This window comes from Variovorax sp. J31P179 (assembly GCF_030316985.1).
GTDB lineage: Bacteria > Pseudomonadota > Gammaproteobacteria > Burkholderiales > Burkholderiaceae_C > Variovorax > Variovorax ginsengisoli_B.
On record NZ_JASZYL010000004.1, the window covers coordinates 167,071 to 186,655 of the forward strand.

19 protein-coding genes are annotated in these 19,585 nt (G+C 69.2%); 8 read left to right on the top strand and 11 right to left on the bottom strand.

Translation table 11 applies throughout. The features are described 5' to 3' along the window. Positions 1-4: 4 nt before the first annotated feature. Both QTI17_RS11845 and QTI17_RS11850 read right to left on the bottom strand, forming a co-directional pair. A complete protein-coding gene (locus tag QTI17_RS11845) occupies positions 5-775 on the bottom strand; it encodes an SGNH/GDSL hydrolase family protein (protein WP_286533311.1) in 771 nt (256 codons plus the stop codon). 19 nt (positions 776-794) lie between these two features. Further along, positions 795-974 (bottom strand): hypothetical protein, encoded by a 180-nt coding sequence (locus QTI17_RS11850; protein ID WP_286519694.1) that lies wholly within the window; start codon positions 972-974, stop codon positions 795-797. 88 nt (positions 975-1,062) lie between these two features. On the opposite strand from QTI17_RS11850, the gene QTI17_RS11855 reads away from it, so the two are divergent. Both QTI17_RS11855 and QTI17_RS11860 read left to right on the top strand, forming a co-directional pair. Continuing rightward, positions 1,063-2,265, top strand: coding sequence for a M20 aminoacylase family protein (locus QTI17_RS11855; protein WP_286533313.1), 1,203 nt, complete (start codon positions 1,063-1,065; stop codon positions 2,263-2,265). 33 nt (positions 2,266-2,298) lie between these two features. Further along, the gene (locus QTI17_RS11860) at positions 2,299-3,276 is read left to right on the top strand and encodes a tripartite tricarboxylate transporter substrate-binding protein (protein WP_286533314.1); all 978 of its coding nucleotides are present in this window, start codon (positions 2,299-2,301) and stop codon (positions 3,274-3,276) included. A 23-nt stretch (positions 3,277-3,299) separates the two neighbouring features. Here the strand turns inward: QTI17_RS11860 and QTI17_RS11865 are convergent, their stop codons facing one another. From QTI17_RS11865 to QTI17_RS11890, 6 genes are all read right to left on the bottom strand, one after another. Beyond that, positions 3,300-4,223, bottom strand: a complete 924-nt coding sequence (locus tag QTI17_RS11865) for a c-type cytochrome (protein WP_286533316.1) — start codon at positions 4,221-4,223, stop codon at positions 3,300-3,302. 101 nt (positions 4,224-4,324) lie between these two features. Then, positions 4,325-4,645 (bottom strand): hypothetical protein, encoded by a 321-nt coding sequence (locus QTI17_RS11870; RefSeq protein ID WP_286533318.1) that lies wholly within the window; start codon positions 4,643-4,645, stop codon positions 4,325-4,327. Between the two features lie 92 nt (positions 4,646-4,737). Next, positions 4,738-4,908: a hypothetical protein gene (locus QTI17_RS11875; protein WP_286371840.1), complete on the bottom strand. Its 171-nt coding sequence runs from the start codon at positions 4,906-4,908 to the stop codon at positions 4,738-4,740. A gap of 35 nt (positions 4,909-4,943) precedes the next feature. Beyond that, a complete protein-coding gene (gene dbpA / locus QTI17_RS11880) occupies positions 4,944-6,341 on the bottom strand; it encodes an ATP-dependent RNA helicase DbpA (RefSeq protein ID WP_286533320.1) in 1,398 nt (465 codons plus the stop codon). A gap of 8 nt (positions 6,342-6,349) precedes the next feature. Next, a complete protein-coding gene (gene infA / locus QTI17_RS11885) occupies positions 6,350-6,622 on the bottom strand; it encodes a translation initiation factor IF-1 (protein ID WP_286519699.1) in 273 nt (90 codons plus the stop codon). A 54-nt stretch (positions 6,623-6,676) separates the two neighbouring features. After that, positions 6,677-6,925 (bottom strand): hypothetical protein, encoded by a 249-nt coding sequence (locus QTI17_RS11890; protein ID WP_286533322.1) that lies wholly within the window; start codon positions 6,923-6,925, stop codon positions 6,677-6,679. Between the two features lie 392 nt (positions 6,926-7,317). On the opposite strand from QTI17_RS11890, the gene QTI17_RS11895 reads away from it, so the two are divergent. Then, complete coding sequence (locus QTI17_RS11895) at positions 7,318-8,394, top strand: S1C family serine protease (RefSeq protein ID WP_286533324.1); 1,077 nt, start codon at positions 7,318-7,320, stop codon at positions 8,392-8,394. On the opposite strand, the gene QTI17_RS11900 is transcribed toward QTI17_RS11895, so the two are convergent. Continuing rightward, complete coding sequence (locus QTI17_RS11900) at positions 8,391-9,446, bottom strand: sugar phosphate isomerase/epimerase family protein (protein ID WP_286533326.1); 1,056 nt, start codon at positions 9,444-9,446, stop codon at positions 8,391-8,393. The two genes, QTI17_RS11895 and QTI17_RS11900, sit on opposite strands and share 4 nt — an antisense overlap. A gap of 164 nt (positions 9,447-9,610) precedes the next feature. Here QTI17_RS11900 and QTI17_RS11905 point away from each other — a divergent pair, with 164 nt between their 5' ends. Next, positions 9,611-10,492, top strand: coding sequence for a gamma-glutamyl-gamma-aminobutyrate hydrolase family protein (locus QTI17_RS11905; RefSeq protein ID WP_286533328.1), 882 nt, complete (start codon positions 9,611-9,613; stop codon positions 10,490-10,492). Between the two features lie 9 nt (positions 10,493-10,501). On the opposite strand, the gene QTI17_RS11910 is transcribed toward QTI17_RS11905, so the two are convergent. Next, positions 10,502-10,675: a hypothetical protein gene (locus QTI17_RS11910; protein ID WP_286533330.1), complete on the bottom strand. Its 174-nt coding sequence runs from the start codon at positions 10,673-10,675 to the stop codon at positions 10,502-10,504. An 11-nt stretch (positions 10,676-10,686) separates the two neighbouring features. Next, entirely contained in the window at positions 10,687-13,620 is a 2,934-nt protein-coding gene (locus QTI17_RS11915; RefSeq protein WP_286533333.1) for a DNA topoisomerase III, read from the bottom strand. 252 nt (positions 13,621-13,872) lie between these two features. On the opposite strand from QTI17_RS11915, the gene QTI17_RS11920 reads away from it, so the two are divergent. From QTI17_RS11920 to QTI17_RS11935, 4 genes are read left to right on the top strand one after another with little or no spacing between them, the layout of a single operon-like run. Further along, complete coding sequence (locus QTI17_RS11920; protein ID WP_286533334.1) at positions 13,873-14,499, top strand: SET domain-containing protein; 627 nt, start codon at positions 13,873-13,875, stop codon at positions 14,497-14,499. Positions 14,500-14,501: 2 nt separating this feature from the next. Continuing rightward, positions 14,502-15,299: a biotin--[acetyl-CoA-carboxylase] ligase gene (locus tag QTI17_RS11925; RefSeq protein WP_286533335.1), complete on the top strand. Its 798-nt coding sequence runs from the start codon at positions 14,502-14,504 to the stop codon at positions 15,297-15,299. An 8-nt stretch (positions 15,300-15,307) separates the two neighbouring features. Further along, complete coding sequence (locus QTI17_RS11930; RefSeq protein ID WP_286510978.1) at positions 15,308-15,490, top strand: sporulation protein; 183 nt, start codon at positions 15,308-15,310, stop codon at positions 15,488-15,490. 57 nt (positions 15,491-15,547) lie between these two features. Further along, positions 15,548-19,585, top strand: a complete 4,038-nt coding sequence (locus tag QTI17_RS11935) for a Pls/PosA family non-ribosomal peptide synthetase (protein WP_286533337.1) — start codon at positions 15,548-15,550, stop codon at positions 19,583-19,585.

Genomic DNA, 19,585 nt, shown 5'->3' on the forward strand with positions numbered 1-19,585 from the left:
GTCTTCAGATCACCGGTCCCCGCACCGCGGCGCTGCGGCCGATCTTGCGCAGCCTGGCCGACAACTGGGCCTGGGTCTCGAGTTCGCGCTGCCACAACTCGTAGCCGGCGTCGCTCGGGTGGAGGCCGTCGCGGGAGCTCAGCCGCCGGGGATGGCGCGCGAACGGGTCGTCCTCGCGCGCCATGAACAGCGCCACGTGCTGGGCGCCGTTGGCCCGCGCCACCTCGGCGACGATGGCCTGGAGCCGGCGTGCCCGGTAGCTCATCCACCAGCTCCACGGCGGCAGGAAGACGCGCAGGTTGCCGAGGTTGCCGGGCGGCATGAAGACCACCACCTGGGCGCGCACGCGGGCACGCTGCGCGACGCGCTGCACCAAGTCGCGCAAGGCGGCATCGCGGGTGGTGCCGAGTACGTCGTGGGTCCCGCCGAGCACCAGCACCGCGTCGAAGCGCTCGTCGCCGTCGAGCTGCTCGAGGATGTCGGCGAAGCGCGCCCCGGGCTGGGACTTGTTGACCACGGTCAGCGACGGATTGGCGCGCGACAGCAGGCCCGGCAGGCTGTGGATCGGGTCGCTGGCACCGGCGCCGCCGGCCGTGCTGTCGCCCACCACCAGCAGGCGCGCGCCTTCAGGCTCGGCCTGTCGCTCGAAGGGATGGGCCCGGCGCGCCAGCCGCGTCGACCGGTGCAGCCGCAAGGCGGCGTAGCCGGCGGTCGCGGCCGCCAGCCCGAGCAGCACGGACAAGCCGGCACCCGCTGCGATGTGACTTCGCTTCACCGTCGTCCCTGGCGGCGCCTCAGGCCGTATCGGTCCGCTTGGTGACCTCGCTCAACTGGAGCTCGATGCGGAAGAGTCGCTCGTTCAGGATCGCGGTCTGCAGCCGCAGCGCCTCGATGATCGCGCGGGTCGGCGCGTCGGGGGCATGGGTCGACAGCTCCTGCAGTTCGTGCAGCTTGTTGCGCAGTTCGTTGCTCATGGCAAGGCTCCATCGGGGTCGGTACCGCGCATCGTAGTCGGCCTGCGTCAGAATGCGCTGCTATCGTTTTCTCGTAGACCGGACCCCCATGAAGCTCGCCGAATCCTTTGCGGACGTTTCCCGCTTCGTCGCCATCCGCCGCGACATCCACGCCCACCCCGAACTCGGCTTCGAGGAGCACCGCACCTCCGAGAAGGTGGCGAGCCTGCTCGAGGAATGGGGCATCGAGGTGCACCGCGGCATCGCCGGCACCGGGCTGGTCGGCGTGCTGCGCCGCGGCAACGGCAAGCGGACCATCGGCCTGCGCGCCGACATGGACGCGCTGCCGCTGCACGAGGCCAACGAATTCGCCCACAAGTCGACCCACGCCGGGCGCATGCACGCCTGCGGCCACGACGGCCACACCACGATGCTGCTGGCCGCCGCCTGGCACCTGGCGCAGCAGGGCGCGGCTTTCGACGGCACCGTCCACTTCATCTTCCAGCCGGCCGAGGAGATGGGCAAGGCGGGTGCCAGGAAGATGATCCAGGACGGCCTGTTCGAGCGCTTCCCGTGCGACGCGGTCTTCGCGCTGCACAACTTCCCGGTCGGCGACGTCGGCCGCTTCGCGCTCAACGAAGGCGCGCTGATGGCATCGAGCAACACCTACAAGATCACGCTGCGCGGGCGCGGCACGCATGCCTCGATGCCGCACACCGGCCTCGACCCGGTCGGCGCGGTCGTCGCGCTGGCGCAGGCGCTCGCGACCCTCGTGCCGCGCACCATCGCCAGCACCGAGCGCGCCCTGCTCGCCGTCACGCAGCTGCAGGGCTCCGATGCGCCGAACGTGATCCCCGATGTCGCCTCGGTCGGCGGCACGGTGCGCACCTTCTCGATCGCCGCCCTGGACCTGATCGAGGCGCGCCTGCGCACCGTCGCCGAGGGCATCGCCGCGGCGCACGAGTGCACGGCCGAGGTGAGCTTCGTGCGCGCCTCGCCGCCGGTCGTCAACCATCCGGCCGAGGCCCGTTTCGCCGCCGAGGTGATGCGCGAGGTGGTCGGCGCCGACATGGTCACCGACGACTTCCCGGCCGTGATGGGGGCCGAGGATTTCGCCCACATGCTGATGGCGCGGCCCGGCTGCTACGCCTTCCTGGGCAACGGCGACGGCGACCACCGGCTCGACGGCCACGGCCCGGGGCCCTGCATCATCCACAACACCTCGTTCGACTTCAACGACCAGATCATCCCGATCGGCGCCAGCTACTTCGTGAAGCTGGTGGAGCGCTGGCTCCCGGTCGGCGGCCGCTGAGCGCACTTTTTTTTCTTCCCACAACAAGAAAGCATGCAGATGTCGAATCCGTTGACCCGTCGATCCCTGGCCGCGGCCGCCGCCTGGCTGGCATTGGGCGCCGCGCTGCCGGCGCGCGCGCAGCAGCGCGTGATCCGCATCGTGGTGCCCTTCGGCACCGGCGCCGTGCAGGACACCGTGGCGCGCGCCTTCAACAACGAGTTGGGCGCGGCGCTCAACGCCGCGGTGATCGTCGAGAACCGGGCCGGCGCCGGCGGCACGGTCGGTGCGGCCCTGGTGGCCAAGGCGCCGCCGGACGGCAACACGCTGGTGCTGGCGGCGGCCAGCCACCACATCGCAGGCTTCCTCTACAGCAAGCTGCCCTACGAGCCGCTGAAGGACTTCGTGGGCGTCGCCAACCTCGGCAATGCCGGCTACGTGCTCGCGGTGGCGAGCGACCTCGATGTCGCGAACACCGCCGACTTCATCAAGCGGGTCAAGGCCAACCCCGGCAAGTACAACTACGCCTCGGCCGGCAACGGCAGCGCCACGCACCTTGCGATGGCGTCCTTCCTGGCCAGGGCCGGCCTGGAGATGACCCACATCCCGACCAAGTCGACCGGCGAGGCGGTCAACGAGGTGCTGGCCGGCCGCGTGCAGGCCGTGATCTCGTCGAGCGTTGGCGTGATGGGATTCCAGAACGACCCCCGCATGAAGCTGCTGGCCTCCACGGGCCAGGCGCGCAGCCAGTTCCTGCCCACGTTGCCCACCGTGGCGGAAAGCGGACTGCCGGGCTATGCCTTCGACTCCTGGATCGGCCTGCTCGCACCGGCCGGCACGCCCAAGGCCGAGGTCGAGCGCCTCAATGCGGCCACCAACAAGGTGCTGGCCGATCCGGCGATCCAGGAGCGCTTCAAGCGCCTCGGCGTCGAGCCGCGCAGCCAGAACGCCGAAGAGTTCCAGAAGCTGCTGCGGGCCGACTGGGACGCGATGGGCGCCGTGGTCAAGGCGTCGGGCGCGAAGGTCGACTGAGCCGGTCGGCCTGGCCGGTCGCACTAGCCGTGCGGGCTCGGCGGCAGGCTCTTCAGGAACAGGTACAGCGCCTGCACGTCGATGTCGCTCATTTCGCGCAGCGATCCGAAGGGCATCACCCGCACCGGCGTGCCATCGGGCCGCGTGCCGCTCCTGAAGAGCTGCTGGAAGGCGGCCGCATCGGCATAGCGCGTCATGGCCGTGCCCTCGCCGGGCGTCAGGTTGGCCGCCGCGGGCCAGTCGGGCGGCCCGCCGGGGATCTTGCCCCCATTGAGCTTCTCGCCATGGCAGCCCAGGCACATGTTGGCCACGTAGGCGCCGTGCTTCAGGCTCAGGCCTTCGGGCACCGGCGGCTCCGGCGGCCGCCCATGGTCGATCTTGGCGGCGGCGTCCCGCATCAGTCCGAAGCCATAGAAGGCGCGCACCGGCAGCGGCAAATCGACCACCGGGCCACCGCCGCTCGCCGGCGGCATGTGGCGCAGGTGGGCGACCAGCGCGGCCAGGTCGTCGTCGGTGAAGCGGTTGTAGTCCTCGCTCGGCATCACCATCAGGGGCCGGCCCAGCGGATTGACGCCGTGGCGGATCGAGCGCTCCCAGTCGGCCGGCGTGTAGCCGGCGACCACGCTGCCCGGACCCGGGCTGATGTTGGGCCCGGCAATGCGCATGCCCTTGCCGTCGTCGAGGAACACCTTGCCGCCGCCCTGGGCGCCATGGCAGTCGACGCAGCCGCGCGAGGCGAACAGGTAGCGGCCGCGTTCGATCGCCGCGGCGTCGTCGCGGAACGCCACGCCCCGCGCCGGGATGTCGATCTTGCGTTGCATCTTCCGTTGCGCCAGCTGGTCGCCGGCGAACAGGGCCGCCGCGGCCAGGGCGACCAGCAGCGCCAGCGCCAGCAGGATGCGCTTGAGCCAGCGCCGGCCCGGATGGGTGAGGGATGGATCGGTCAAGAAGGGACCTGTGCGTGTGAAAACGCATGATGGCGTACGTTTAGTACTGCCGTCCATACCACCTTTGCCAGAGGACCTGGCCGACCGGGAGACGGCCGCTTCTAGCCCGACGCCGCGTCGAGCGGCGGGCAGTCCCAGCCCAGCAGCTCGGCCAGCCGCCGGACGATCCACTCGGCTTCCGCGCCCGACACCCCGGCGTCGGGCACCGCCAGACCGGCGTGGATCCGGCGCAGGATCTCGTCCTCCGAGGGCACCTCGACGTGATGCAGCACCTGCGCATGCGCAACCAGGTGGTTGGCCAGGTCCTCGCAGATCTCGTAGCGGGCGCGCACGACCGCGATCGGCTCGGCGAGGCGTTGCCTGGTGTCGGTGTAGACCGCGAAGAACGAGGGCGGGATGTCGATCTGGTAGTCGTCGGACATGGGTGCAGGCCTGGGATCCAAATGAAAAACGCGCCCGGGGGCGCGTTTCGAGAGTGCATGCGCCGCGGCGGCGCAGACGACCCGGTGGGCGATCAGCCGCCCTTCTTGGCCCGCTTGCCGGGGTTCTTCTTGCTGCGGGTCGCGGTGCCGCGCTCCAGGCTCACCTTTTGGCCGCCACCCGACTTGGGGACGTTGTAGCCGGGTTGCGGGACGGGCTTGGGGGTGGCAATGCGGTCTGCCTCGGTGCGGATTTTCTTGGGCATGGAAAGCTCAGGTGATAAGAAATCGAAGGACGTAATTAAGCCACATCGTCGAGCAGCCGCACTTTGACGGTCTTGCCCTTGACGCGGCCGGTGGAAAGCTTGTGCGCAGCCTCGCGCGCGATGCGCCGATCGACCGCCACGTATGTGGAGAATTCGTTGACGTTGATCTTGCCGACCTGGTCGCGCGTGAAGCCGGCCTCGCCGGTCAGCGCGCCCAGCACGTCGCCGGCGCGGATCTTCTCCTTGCGACCGCCGACGATCTGCAAGGTGGCCATCGGCGGCTGCAGCGGACCGGCGGCATCGGCCGTGAGCTCGGCCAGCGGATGCCATTCGGATTCGCGGCCCTGCAGCTGCTCGATCTTGCCGACGCTGCCCATCTCGTCCATGCTCGCGAGGTTGAGCGCCAGGCCTTGCGCCTCGCCGCGGCCGGTGCGGCCGATGCGGTGGATGTGGACCTCGGAGTCGGGCGTGACGTCGACGTTGATCACCGCCTCGAGGTCGGCGATGTCGAGGCCGCGCGCCGCGACGTCGGTCGCCACCAGCACCGAGCAGCTGCGATTGGCGAACTGCACCAGCACCTGGTCGCGTTCGCGCTGCTCGAGCTCGCCGAACAGGGCCAGCGCGCTGAAGCCCTGGGCCTGCAGCACCTGCACCAGGTCGCGGCATTGCTGCTTGGTGTTGCAGAAGGCGAGCGAGCTTTGCGGCCGGAAGTGGTTCAGCAGCAGGCTGACCGCATGCAGGCGCTCGGTGTTCTTGACCTGGTACCAGCGCTGGACGATCTTGCCCTCTTCGTGCTGGGCCTGCACCGTGATCTGCTGCGGGCTCTTCATGAACTGCGCCGCGAGCTTCTGGATGCCCTCGGGGTAGGTGGCCGAGAACAGCAGCGTCTGGCGCTCCTTCGGGCACAGCCGGGCGACCTTCACGATGTCCTCGAAGAAGCCCATGTCGAGCATCCGGTCGGCTTCGTCGAGCACCAGCGTGTTCAGCGCCTCGAGGTTCAGGCTGCCGCGGTCGAGGTGGTCCATGATGCGGCCCGGCGTGCCGACCACGATGTGGGCGCCGTGCTCGAGGCTGGCCAGCTGGCCGCGCAGGGCGACGCCGCCGCAGAGCGTGACCACCTTGATGTTTTCCTCGGCCCGGGCCAGGCGGCGGATTTCGGTCGTGACCTGGTCGGCCAGCTCGCGCGTCGGGCACAGCACCATGGCCTGGACGGCGAAGCGGCGCGGATTGAGGTTGGCCAGCAGGGCCAGCGCGAAGGCGGCGGTCTTGCCGCTGCCGGTCTTGGCCTGGGCGATCAGGTCCTTGCCGAGCAGCGCCACCGGCAGGCTGGCTACCTGGATCGGCGTCATCTGCAGGTAGCCGAGCTGCGTCAGGTTCGCGAGCGCCTGCGGCGACAGCGGCAGCGTGGCGAAGTCGGTGGCGGGACCGGTCACGGGGAGGGTCAGCGGCGCTGCGAGTTGTTGCCGCCGCTGTTGACCGGCGGCGGACCACGGCGTTCCAGATGGCGGAACGTGATGCGGCCCTTGGTCAGGTCGTAGGGCGACAGCTCGAGCGACACCTTGTCGCCGGCCAGGATGCGGATGTGGTGCTTGCGCATCTTGCCGCCGCTGTAGGCGATCAGCTGGTGGCCGTTGTCGAGGGTGACGCGGTAGCGGGAGTCAGGCAGCACTTCGGTCACTGCGCCGTTCATTTCGATCAGTTCTTCCTTGGGCATGAATTACCTTTTGAATGGGATTGTCGTAATTGGATAGGAAATCGGTGTGCCGAATCAAGCGGCGCAAGGCGTGCGTGTTGCGCTGCGTTCGCGAATCCAGCCCAGGCCCTGGTCGATCGCGTAGCCGACGGCCGCCGCGTGACTGGCAAAACTGGGCGTGAAACGCATCACGCGGTCGTGCGTGCCGCTGCCGCGGCCGGATCGGATCGAGACCGATGCCGCATAACGGCCGTCGTCCAGGTCCTTGATGAGCGGCGAGACAAGGTACTTGCCCACTGCGATGCTGTGTTGAATGATGTCCATCGAAAGCCTTGGCAAATCCGCGACGCCGCGAAATGCCGAAATTGAGATTGAATAAAACGAGCGCAGGCCGGCCGGAAATGGCGCCCACCGGAGCGGACAGCGCGCTGTTCGCTTCAACAAAGTACGAAGGCAGTGGTGGCAAATCTTGGGCGCCCGGTCTGGCGCTCCAACACACTGTGGTGCCGGCTGGTCACGAGGGGCCCGGAGATCTCCAGAATCTCCAGCCTGGCCGGCAAATGACGAAAGTGCTTCGTCGTTAAATCGAAACGAACCCCGGATTATATCCGATCTGGCATGACAGTTGCTATTTCAGCTTCGTGACACTCCGCCCGGCGCTTGCGGGAGAGGCGCTTGCGGCGCACCATGGCGCCATCGTTCCAAGGAGCGCTGCCATGCAAAACCACCCCTTCGCCAAGCGGCCGCCGGCGCCGCCCCGGCGCTGGTGCTCGCAGTGGGTCGGGGTTTGGCTGGCCGCGCTGGCATGGCTCCCGCTGGCGCAGGCGGCCACCCCTGCGACGGCGGTCGATGCCGCCCGGGCCGAGGCCCAGGTGCAGGCGCTGCAGCGCGCCGGCGACGCGGTCGTCGCGCTCGAGGTCACGGCCACCGAGGGGGCCACCTCGGCCGAGAACCTGGGCCGGCAGCGCAGCGGGTCGGGCGTGGTGATCGGGCCCGACGGGCTGATCCTCACGATCGGCTACCTGCTGCTGGAGGCCGAGACCATCGAAGTCCTGACCCAGGACGACCGCCGGCTGCCGGCTCGCCAGGTGGCCTACGACCTGGCGACCGGCTTCGCGCTGGTGCGCCCGCTGGTGCCGCTGCCCGGCATCGAGCCGGTGCCCCTGGCCGGCGTCGGCGGGCTGCGGCCGGGCGAGCCGCTGCTGGCCGCCACCGGCGCCAGCGGCGGCACCGAGGTGGCGTTCACGCGCCTGGTGGCGACCCGGCCGTTCTCCGGCAACTGGGAGTACCACATCGACATCGCCCTCTTCACCAGCCCGCCGATCGCCAACCACAGCGGCGCCTCGCTGTTCAACCGCGATGGCGAGCTGGTCGGCATCGGCAGCCTGCTGGTGCGCGAGGCGGGTGGCCCGAACCGCCTGCCGGGCAACATGTTCGTGCCGGTCGAGCTGCTGCGGCCGGTGCTGGCCGAGATGCAGTCGACCGGCCGCACCCGCGCCAGCGTGCGGCCCTGGCTCGGGCTCTCGTCCTTCGAGCGCGATGGGCATGTGCAAATCGTGCGTGTCGACCGCTGGGGGCCGGCGCTCGAGGCCGGCCTGCAGCCAGGCGACGTGGTGCTCGAGATCGACGGCGTCCGGGTGGCGACGCTCGAGGCTTTCTACAAGCAGCTCTGGACCCGGCCGGACGCCGAGGCCGACGTCGAGCTCACCGTGCAGCAGGGCACGCAGATCCGCAAGGTCAAGGTGCACGCGGTCGACCGCATGCGGACCTTGCGCAAGCCGCAGGGGATCTAGGCGATCCCCAGCATCTTCCGGTTGGCCGCCCTGTCGGCCCCGCCGCCGGCGAAGTCGTCGAAGGCACGATCGGCCACGCGGATGATGTGGCGCTTGATGAACTCGGCGCCTTCGCGCGCGCCGTCCTCCGGGTGCTTGATGCAGCACTCCCATTCGAGCACCGCCCAGCCCGGGAAGTCATACGCCGCCATCTTCGAGAAGATGGCGCCGAAGTCGACCTGGCCGTCGCCGAGCGAGCGGAAGCGCCCGGCGCGGTCGATCCACGACTGGAAGCCGCCGTACACGCCCTGCTTGCCGGTCGGATTGAACTCGGCGTCCTTGACGTGGAAGATCTTGATCCGCTCGTGGTAGTGGTCGATGTAGGCCAGGTAGTCGAGCTGCTGCAGCACGAAGTGGCTCGGGTCGTACAGCAGGCAGGCGCGCGGATGGTTGCCGACCCGCTCGAGGAACATCTCGTAGCTCACGCCATCGTGCAGGTCCTCGCCCGGATGGATCTCGTAGCAGACGTCGACGCCGGCCTCGTCGAAGGCGTCGAGGATCGGCTTCCAGCGCCGCGCCAGTTCGTCGAAGGCTTCCTCGATCAGGCCGGCCGGGCGCGGCGGCCAGGAGTAGAGGTAGGGCCAGGCCAGCGCGCCCGAGAAGGTCGCGTGCGCCGTCAGGCCGAGATGGGCCGAGGCCTGCGCCGCGTAGTGCAGCTGCTGCACGGCCCATTGCTGCCGCTTGACCGGATCGCCGCGCACCTCGGGCGCCGCGAAGCCGTCGAAGCCGGCGTCATAGGCCGGATGCACCGCCACCAGCTGGCCCTGCAGGTGGGTCGACAGCTCGGTGATCTCGAGGCCGTGGCGGGCCAGCGTTCCCTTGACTTCGTCGCAATAGGTCTTGCTCTCGGCCGCCTTGCGGAGGTCGAAGAGGCGCGCGTCCCAGCTCGGTATCTGCACGCCCTTGTAGCCCAGGCCGGCGGCCCAGCCGGCGATGGCGTCGAGGGAGTTGAAGGGCGCCGTGTCGGCGGCGAACTGGGCCAGGAAGATGGCCGGCCCCTTGATCGTCTTCATGTGCTTGTCTCCGGGTCGTGGGGCATCGATGATGCCATCGCGGCATGCCGTCCGACAGTGCGTCAGCCTGGCCGTCGCAGTGCACGTCGCGCCGGAAGGCGACACAATGGCCACTGCCACTCCACATAGCAGGGCCGCGGGGCACTCGCGGCGCAACAGAGCCAATGTCACAAACCGTTTCGGGGCGCCTCAAGATCGGTCTTTCCGCCTGCTTCTCCCACGCCGATCCCGCGCGCTCGCTGTTCACCAACAAGACGCTGCAGTATGTGGAGCAGTCGATCACGCACTGGCTGATGTCGGCCGGCGCGATGGTGGTGATGGTCCCCTGCCCGACCGGCGCCACCGCGCGCGGCGACACCAAGCTGTCGCATTACGCCGAATGGCTCGACGGCGTCGTGATGCACGGCGGCGCCGATGTCTGGCCCGGCAGCTACGGCGAGGTGCCGCTCAAGGACGCCTGGGTGGGCGACCGCATCCGCGACCTCTACGACCTGGCGCTGGTCGAGGCCTTCGAGCAGGCCGGCAAGCCGATCTTCGGCGTCTGCCGCGGCTTGCAGCTGATCAACGTGGCCTTCGGCGGCACGCTCTACCAGGACATCGAGGCCCAGCACCCGAACGCGCTGCGGCACCGCGACGCCGAGACCTACGACCAGAACTTCCACGAGATCAGCATCACGCCCGGCTCCCGCCTTTCCAAGCTCTACCCGGGCATGGAAAGCGCGCGCGTCAACAGCATCCATCACCAGGGCGTCAAGGACCTGGCGCCGGGCTTCGAGGTCGATGCGTGGAGCATCCCCGACCGCATTCCCGAAGCCATCCGCCGCAAGGGGAACCGCGGCCGCAGCTACATCGCCGCGACCCAGTGGCACCCTGAGTTCCATACCTACGGCGCCACCGACACCGTCGACGACACGGCCATCCTGCAAGACTTCCTGTGGGCCTGCGCCACCGCCAAGGTCAGCCCCCGGGGGCCGCTGCGCAGCGCCCCCGGCCGCATAAAAAACCGGGCGGCACGGCTGCTGCGGCAGGCCCTCCTGATGCGTTGAGCCGCGCCGTCAGCGGCTCTGGTTCTTGACGTTGCTGACGTTGGCGTCGATCGTGCCGAACACGGTGATTCCGCTGCTGCTGCTCGCGGCACTGCCGCCGTCGGCGCCCGAGGCACCGCGCGATGCACAGCCCGCCGCCAGGCAGAGTGTGGCGGCGAACGCAGCCGCAATGAGTGTCTTCATGCGAATCCCCTTCATGCGCCGAGATGCTTGCCGACGATGCCGGCCAGCTCGAACATCGTGACCTGGTCCTTGCCGAACACCGGCTTGAGCTTGGCGTCGGCATTGATGGCGCGCTTGTTGGCCGCGTCCTGCAGGCCGTTGGCCTTGATGTAGTCCCACAGCTTCTTGATGACCTCGGTGCGCGCCACCGGTTCGGCGCCGATCACCGCGGCCAGCGCGTCGCTGGGCTTGAGTCCGGCGCCCGGCTTGCGCGGCGCCTTGGGCGCGGCGGCCTTCTTCGCCGCCGCGACCTTCTTGGCCGCCGTCGTCTTGGCTGCCGCCTTCTTCGCTGCCGCCGGCGCCGCCTTGGCGAAGGTCTTGCGCGGCGGGAACTTGCTGGTCCGCGGCTCGAACTCGAAGGTCACCTTGCCCTCGTCCTTGTTCCACGTGAGAAAGGCCTTGAAGGCGCGGCGGGTGCGCATCGAGACGAACTTGTCGAGCAGGTCGGTCTTGCCGGTGGCCAGCAGCTTCTCGACCTGGGCCCGCTCGATCGGCTGCTGCAGGATGATCTTGCCGGTCTTGAAGGTGCAGCTCGGCGTCGGCTGCGCGGTGGTCGGCACCGATTTCTCGCAGACGTAGTTGCTGCCGTGCTCGAACACCGGCGCGCCGCAGACCGGGCACGGGCCCACGGTGTCCTGCTGGCTGAAGTCGACGATCTCGCCGGTGTCGGCGTTCTTGTCGTCGCCGAAGTCGAACTCCAGCTTCCAGTTCTTCGCCTCGTCGTCGAACTTCAGGATGATCTCGGAGGTGAAGGGCCACCCGGCCTTCGAGCGGAAGCCTTCCAGCGGGCCGATGTGCTTGTCGCGCAGCAGCGCCTCGGCCTCGGCCACCTCGAAGGTGCGCCCGGCCGGCGACTTGCCGAACGAGAAGCCGCAGGGCTCTTGCCCCGGCTTGCCGGTGCAGCTGTAGCGGCGGTAGTTCTCCTTGACCACGCCGCCGCAATTGGGGCACGGCGTCGCCAGCGTGGCGTAGTCGCCGGGCACGGTGTCGCGGTCGTATTCCTTGGCCTTCTTGACGATGTGCTCCGTCATCTCGGCGATCTCGCGCATGAAGGCCTCGCGGCTCAGCTTGCCGTGCTCCATCTGCGCGAGCTTGTATTCCCATTCGCCGGTCAGCTCGGCCTTGGAGAGTTCCTCGACGCCGAGACCGCGCAGCAAGGTCATCAGCTGGAAGGCCTTGGCGGTCGGGATCAGTTCGCGGCCTTCGCGGATCATGTATTTCTCGGCCAGCAGGCCTTCGATGGTGGCCGCGCGCGTGGCCGGCGTGCCCAGGCCCTTCTCCTGCATGGCCTCGCGCAACTCGTCGTCGTCGATGGTCTTGCCGGCGCCTTCCATCGCGCCGAGCAGCGTGGCTTCCGAATAGCGCGCCGGCGGGCGGGTCTTCAGGCCCTTGAGGTCGACCGATTCGGCCTTCACGACCTCGCCCGGCTTGACCGGCACCAGGCGCTTGCCGTCCTTGTCGTCTTCCTTCTCGTCGTCCTCGGCTTCCTTGCCCCAGATCGCCAGCCAGCCGGCCTTCACGAGCACCTTGCCGTCGGTGCGGAACGGGTACTTCTTGCCGCCCTGCTCGACCGTGCTGATGCGCGTCGTGACCTGGTACTCGGCGCTCGGGAAGAACACCGACATGAAGCGCCGCACCACGAAGTCGTACAGCTTCTGCTCGGCATCGGACAGGCCGCTGGGCGCCTGCAGGGTCGGGATGATCGCAAAGTGGTCGCTGACCTTCGCGTTGTCGAAGATGCGCTTCGACGGCTTCACGTAGTTGTTGTCGACCGCCTGCTGCGCGAAGGGCGCGAGGTGCTTCATGCCGCTGTTGGCCAGCATCTTCATCGTGTCCTTGACCACCGGCAGGTAGTCCTCGGGCAGCGCGCGCGAGTCGGTCCGCGGATAGGTCAGCGCCTTGTGGCGTTCGTAGAGGCTCTGCGCCAGCGCCAGCGTGGTCTTGGCGCTGAAGCCGAAGCGGCCGTTGGCCTCGCGCTGCAGCGAGGTCAGGTCGAACAGCAGCGGCGATGCGCTGGTGGTGGGCTTGCTCTCTTCGGTGACGGTGGCGGGCTTGCCGCGCGCGGCGTCGGCGATCTCGCGCGCCTCGCGCTCGTTCCAGACCCGGTCGGCACGCTGCTCGGGGTCGGGCACGCCGTCGGGGCCGGGCGGCGGCTTCTTCCAGTTCGGGTCGAACCACTTGCCCGGGTAGCTGCCGGCCTCGGCCAGGAAGCTGCCGTGCACTTCCCAATAGTCGCGGCTGACGAACTTGCGGATCTTTTCCTCGCGCTCGACCACCACCGACAAGGTCGGCGTCTGCACCCGCCCGACTGTGGTCAGGAAGAAGCCGCCGTCGCGCGAGTTGAAGGCGGTCATGGCGCGCGTGCCGTTGATGCCGACCAGCCAGTCGGCCTCGGAGCGCGAGCGGGCGGCGTCGGCCAGGCCCTGCATCTGCTTGTCGGTGCGAAGCTGGTCGAAGCCGTCGCGGATCGCCTGCGGCGTCATCGACTGCAGCCACAGCCGCTTGACCGGCTTGCCCAGCGGCGCCTTGCCGCCGGCGTATTGCTCGATCAGGCGGAAGATCAGCTCGCCTTCGCGGCCCGCGTCGCAGGCGTTGACCAGCTGGGTCACGTCCTTGCGCTTGGCCTGCTTGACCACCGCGTTGAGCCGCGTCTTGGTTTTGTCGACCGGCTTCAGGTCGAAGCGCGGCGGGATCACCGGCAGGTTGGCAAAGCTCCACTTGCCGCGCTTGACGTCGAATTCTTCCGGCGCCTGGATCTCGACCAGGTGACCCACGGCACTGGTGACGACGTACTTGTCGTTCTCGAAGTGCTCGTCGTGCTTGTCGAACTTGCCGGCCACCGGCGTCAACGCGCGCACGATGTCCTGCGCCACCGAGGGTTTTTCTGCAATCACCAACGTTTTCATTCAACCAATCCTATTCATTCAGTCCACTTCCGCATCCCCCGACAGGGGTTGCCCCCTCCCCTGGCCGCCCCACGCGAGGCGGGGCTGGGGGCGGCCAGGCCGCCACCGGGCCGCCCCAAGGCGGCCTGCGCCCCCTCGGGGGGCAGCGAACCACACGAAGTGGGGAGCGTGGGGGCGACATTTACAATCGGCGGTTCTCGCGTGCGTACGCGCACGCGCATGCGTACATATTCAAACTAACAGACTTCGGCGATGCCTTCCAAATCCCCCATTTCCGGCGGCCGCCGAATCCAGACCCGTCGCTCCGGGGTCCACGGCAACGGCGTCTTCGCCGTGCAGGATATTGCAGAAGGCGAAACGCTCATCGAATACAAGGGCGAGATCATTTCCTGGAAGGAAGCCCTCCGGCGCCATCCCCACGATCCGACCCAGCCGCAGCACACCTTCTACTTCCACGTCGACGATGACCGCGTGATCGACGGCAATGTCGACGGCAACGCCTCGCGCTGGATCAATCACTCTTGCGAGCCGAATTGCGAGGCCGACGAGCAGAACGGCCGGGTTTTCATCAAGGCGCTGCGCAACATCGCGGCCGGCGAAGAGCTGAGCTACGACTACGGGCTGATCATCGACGAGCCGTACACCAAGAAGCTGCTGTCCGAGTTCCCCTGCTGGTGCGGCTCGGCGGACTGCCGCGGCACGCTGCTGGCGCCGAAGGACGACGACGAGGTCAAGAAGAAAAAGAAGAAGAAAAAGGCCAAGAAAAAGGCCGAAAAGAAGGCTGCAAAGCAGGCCGACAGGCAATCCGCCAAGGCCGACAAGAAAAAGAACGCCAAGGCTGAAAAGGCCGAGAAGGCCGAGAAGGCCGACAAGCGCTGAGCATGCCCGCCCCCTGGTTCGAAGACGAGATCGCGCAGAGCCTGGCGCCGTTGCTGCCCGGCATCGGCGTCGAGGTGGTGCCCGAGATCGGTTCCACCAACACCGAGCTGATGCGCCGTGCGCGCGAAGGCGACAACGCCGCGGTGCTGCTCGTGGCCGAGCGCCAGACCGCCGGCCGCGGCCGCCTGGGGCGTCCCTGGCAAAGCGCCCAGGACGCCCGCGAGCCGAGCTCGCTGACCTTTTCGCTCGGCCTGTCGCTGGCCCCGCGGGACTGGTCCGGCCTGTCGCTGGCGGTCGGCGTCAGCGTGGCCGAAAGCCTGGACCCCTCCGGCGCCGCTGGCCTGGGACTCAAGTGGCCGAACGACCTGTGGGTCGGCGAACGCAAGCTCGGCGGCATCCTGATCGAAACCGCCCTGCTCCAGCCCGATGTCGCCGAGCGCTACCTCGTGATCGGCATCGGCATCAACATCGGCGCGCGCGAAGCGGCGAACCTCAGCACCCCGCCCGCCTGGCTGAAGGAATGGCGGCCGGGCGCGACGCCGGGCGAGGTGCTGCGCGAGATCGCCGCATCGCTGGTGCGCGACGTGCTGCTGTTCAGCGGCAGCGGCTTCGTGCCCTTCGCGGCCCGCTTCGCCGCGCGCGATGTGCTGCGCGGCCGCGAGGTGCGGCTCAGCGACGGCACCGAAGGCCACTGCGAAGGGGTCGGATGGGGCGGCGAACTGCTGGTCCGGACGGCCTCGGGCGTCCAGATGATCAGCAGCGCCGAAGTCAGTGTCCGGCCCCGTCCCGCCCCGATTTGACAGGACCCATGCGCCTGGTCGTCATCCTCCTGCTCGTCGCCAACCTGGGCTATTTCGCCTGGACCCGCGGCGCGCTGGCCCTCTTCGGCGCCGAGCCCGCGCGCTTCAGCGAGACCGAGCCGCAACGTCTGCAGCAGCAGGTCCGCCCGGAGATGCTGCAGATCCGCAAGGTCGAGCCCACCAAGCCTTAGCCGGCGCGCCGAAGCCAAGGCGGTGCGCCAGCAGCACCGCTGCATCAGAACCCGTCCATGTTTCGCCCGAACCCTGCCCTTTTCCCCCACGCCGACCCGTTCGACGCCTCTCCCATCCTGCGCGGCCCCGAGCGGCCCGAACTCATTCGAGACGAGGTCCTGGCGTCGTTGTTCGAGGCCACCGCCCAACGCGTTCCGACCCGGACGGCGCTGATCTTCGGCGATCGGCGGCTGAGCTACGGCGAACTGGACGCGCAGGCCGACCGTTGCGCATCGCGGCTCATCGACGACGGCATCCGCCCCGGGCAGATCGTCGGCCTATGGCTGCCGCGCGGCATCGAGCTGCTGGTGGCGCAGCTGGCGATCGCCAAGACCGGCGCCGCCTGGCTCGCGCTGGATGCCGACACGCCGGTCGAACGCATCGCCGCCTGCCTGGACGATGCCGGTGCCGCGGGCATCCTGAGCTGCAGCGAGTTCGCGCCCCGCCTGGCGGCCATCGGCCGACCGCTCTGGCGGGTCGAGGCGCTGCTGGCCGAGGGCGTCCCGGCGGGCGCGCTGCGGCGGCGCGCCGCGGCGCTGCCCGAGCACCCGGCCTACGTGATCTACACCTCGGGCTCGACCGGAAAGCCCAAGGGCATCGCCATCAGCCAGCGCAGCATCTGCCACTTCCTGCGCAGCGAGAACGAGATGCTGGGCGTGCGGCAGGACGACCTCGTCTACCAGGGTTTCTCGGTCGCCTTCGACATGTCGTTCGAGGAGATCTGGCTCAGCTACCTGGTCGGCGCGACGCTCTGGATCGCGCCGAAGGCGCTGGCCTCCGACCCCGAGGCGCTGCCGCAGGCGCTGGCCGTGCACGGCATCAGCGTGCTGCATGCCGTGCCCACGCTGCTCGCCCTCTTCGGCCAGGACGTGCCGAGCCTGCGCCTGATCAACCTCGGCGGCGAGGCCTGTCCGCCCTCGCTGGTGGCGCGCTGGGCCCGGCCCGGCCGCCAGCTCTTCAACAGCTACGGCCCGACCGAAACCACGGTGTCGGCCAGCATGGCCGAACTGGCGGTGGACGACCCCGTCACCATCGGCCTGCCGCTGCCCAACTACGCGCTGCTGGTGATCGCTACCGACATGGCGGCCGGCCCGCGGCTGCTGCCGCGCGGCGAGATCGGCGAGTTGTGCATCACCGGGCCCGGCGTCGCGGCGGGCTATCTGGGGCGCCCGGAGCTGACGGCCGAGAAGTTCCTCCCCAACCCCTGGTCGCGCGACACCGACGATGCCCGGCTGTATCGCACGGGCGACCTGGCCCGCATCGACGAACTCGGGCGCGTCCAGTGCCTGGGCCGGACCGACGACCAGGTCAAGATTCGCGGCTTTCGCGTCGAGCTCGGCGAGATCGAGGTGCTGCTGGCGCAGCAGCCGGGCGTGGGCACCGCGGCCGTGGTCCTGCGCGAGGTCCAGGGCGTCGACCAGCTGATCGCCTTCCTGGTGCCGGAGGGCAGCGCCGAGGTCTCGGCCCCCGCATTGCGCTCGGCGCTCGCTGCGCGGCTGCCGCCCTACATGGTGCCGAGCCGGATCGAGCTGCTGCCGCAGATGCCGCGGCTGAGCTCCGGCAAGATCGATCGCAAGGCCTTGAAGGCGCAGCCGCTCCCGGAAGCCGCCGCTCTCGCCGGCGATTCGGACCGCCCGGAGACGGCCGCCGAAGCCGCACTGTTCGCGGCGCTGGCCACGCTCTTCCCCGGTTTCCCGATCCGGCGCGATTCGGATTTCTTCGACGAGCTCGGCGGCCATTCGCTGCTGGCTGCGCGGCTCGCGTCGATGCTGCGGGCCGATCCGCGCTTCACCCGGATCACGGTGCGCGAGATCTACCGCAACCGCACGGTCGGCGGCATCGCTGCCGCGCTGGAGGCCAGCGGCAGCCAGACTGCCGAGCGCGTGCCCGACTGGACGCCGCCTTCGGCCTGGCGTCGCTGGCGCTGCGGCCTGGCGCAGGCGCTGGCCATCCCGGCGCTGGTCGCCATTCGCATGGCGCAGTGGCTGGCGCCTTTCTTCACCTACCACTTCTATACGGGCAGCCCAGGCGATTCGGTTCCCTACGCGGTGACGATGTCGGTGGGCGCCTTCCTGGTCGCCACGGTGCTGGAGTTCGTCTTGGCCCTGGCCGGCAAATGGCTGATCGCCGGCCGGCTGGCGCCGGGCCGCTACCCGCTCTGGGGCCTGACCTATTTCCGCTGGTGGCTGGCCGACCGGCTGGTCGATGCGGCGCCCACCTATTTCATCAGCGGTTCCTCGCTCCACGCCTGGTGGCTGCGGGCGCTGGGCGCGCGCATCGGGCGCGACGTGATGATCGGGTCAGTCAAGCTTCGCGCGCCCGACCTGTTCTCGGTCGGCGACGGTGCCAGCATCGGCAACGCGGTCAACTTCGAGAACGCGCGCGTGCTGTGCGGCGAGCTGCGCCTCGGGCCGATCGCCATCGGCGCGCAGGCCCACGTCGGCTCCTACGCGGTGCTGGAAGGCCATACCCGGATCGGGGACTGGGGCCATCTCGACGCCCAGTCCGCGCTGGCCGAGGGCCAGGCGTTGCCGGCCGGGCGCATCTGGAGCGGTTCGCCGGCGCGCGATGCGGGTGCCTTCGACCCGGCTTCGCTGCGCCCGCGCCCCGCCGTCAGCCGGCGCCGGCGCATCGGCGAAGGGCTGTTCTTCTTCACCGGCGCCCTGCTGGTGGCGGCGCTGTTCTTCCTGCCCCTGTTCCCGACCTTCATGCTGATCGACGTGCTGGACGACTTCGACCGCTTCCCCTGGCTGGAGACCAACGGGGTCGTGATGCAGCTGCTGAAGTACTTCGTGCTGGCGCTGCCGGCGGCGGCGGTGATGATCGTGCTCACCGCGCTGGTCTCGGCCGGCATCCGCTGGAGCGTGCTGCCGCGCCTGAAGAGCGGCAGCTGGCCGGTGCACAGCAACGTCTACTGCGGCAAATGGCTGGTCAACCAGATCCAGGAGTCGAGCCTGGCGGTGCTGCACGGCGTCTACGCGACGATGTTCGCGCCCGCCTGGTACCGGCTGCTCGGCGCCAAGGTCGGACGCAATGCCGAGATCTCGACCGCGCTGGGCGTCGTGCCCGACATGCTCACCCTCGGCGAGGGCAGCTTCATCGCCGATGCGGTGCTGCTGGGCGACGAGGAGATCGACGGCGGCTGGATGTCGATGCGCCCGACGGTCATTTCGCGCCGCAGCTTCGTCGGCAACGGGGCCTACATCCCGGATGGCACCACCCTGCCCGAGAACGTGCTGATCGGCGTGCTCGGCCGCGCCCCCGATCCGGCCGCGGTCCAGAGCGGCGACACCTGGGTCGGCTCGCCGGCGCTGCGCCTGCCGGCGCGCGAGGTCGTCACCGGCCATCCGGAAGAACTGACCTTCAACCCCTCGCCCATCCGCAGGCTCGGACGCGGCCTGGTCGAGGCCTTCCGCATCGTTGCGCCGCACGCCATCGTGATCGCCGCGGGCTACACCATCGTGCTGGCCGTGATGCCCTCGGCGGCCGCGGGCCATTGGGGCGCCGTCGTCGCCTACCTGACCGTCGATGGCCTGGTCTTCGGCCTCGCGACCTTCGTCTTCGTGGTCCTGTTCAAGTGGCTCTTCCTGCGCCGCTACCGCCCGCTCGCGGTGCCGATGTGGACGCCCTTCGTCTGGCTCTCCGAGGCCGCGACCAACCTCTACGAGGGCATCGCCGTGCCCAACTTCATGCACTACCTGCGCGGCACGCCCTGGCTGCCGCTGGCGTTCAACCTGCTGGGCGCGAAGATCGGCCGCGGGGTCTACCTGGACACCACCGACCTCACCGAGTTCGACTGCGTGCGCATCGGCGACCACAGCGAACTCAATGCCCAGTGCTGCCCGCAGACCCACCTGTTCGAGGACCGCGTGATGAAGATTCATCACGTGGACATCGGCGCCCGGGTCAACATCGGCCCGCGCAGCATCGTGCTCTACGGTGCGACGGTGCACGACGGCGCCCAGCTCGGTCCGCTCACGCTGGTGATGAAGGGCGAGAGCATCCCGCCGTTTTCGCGCTGGAGCGGAAACCCCGCCGCGCCGGTCGCCGCCTGA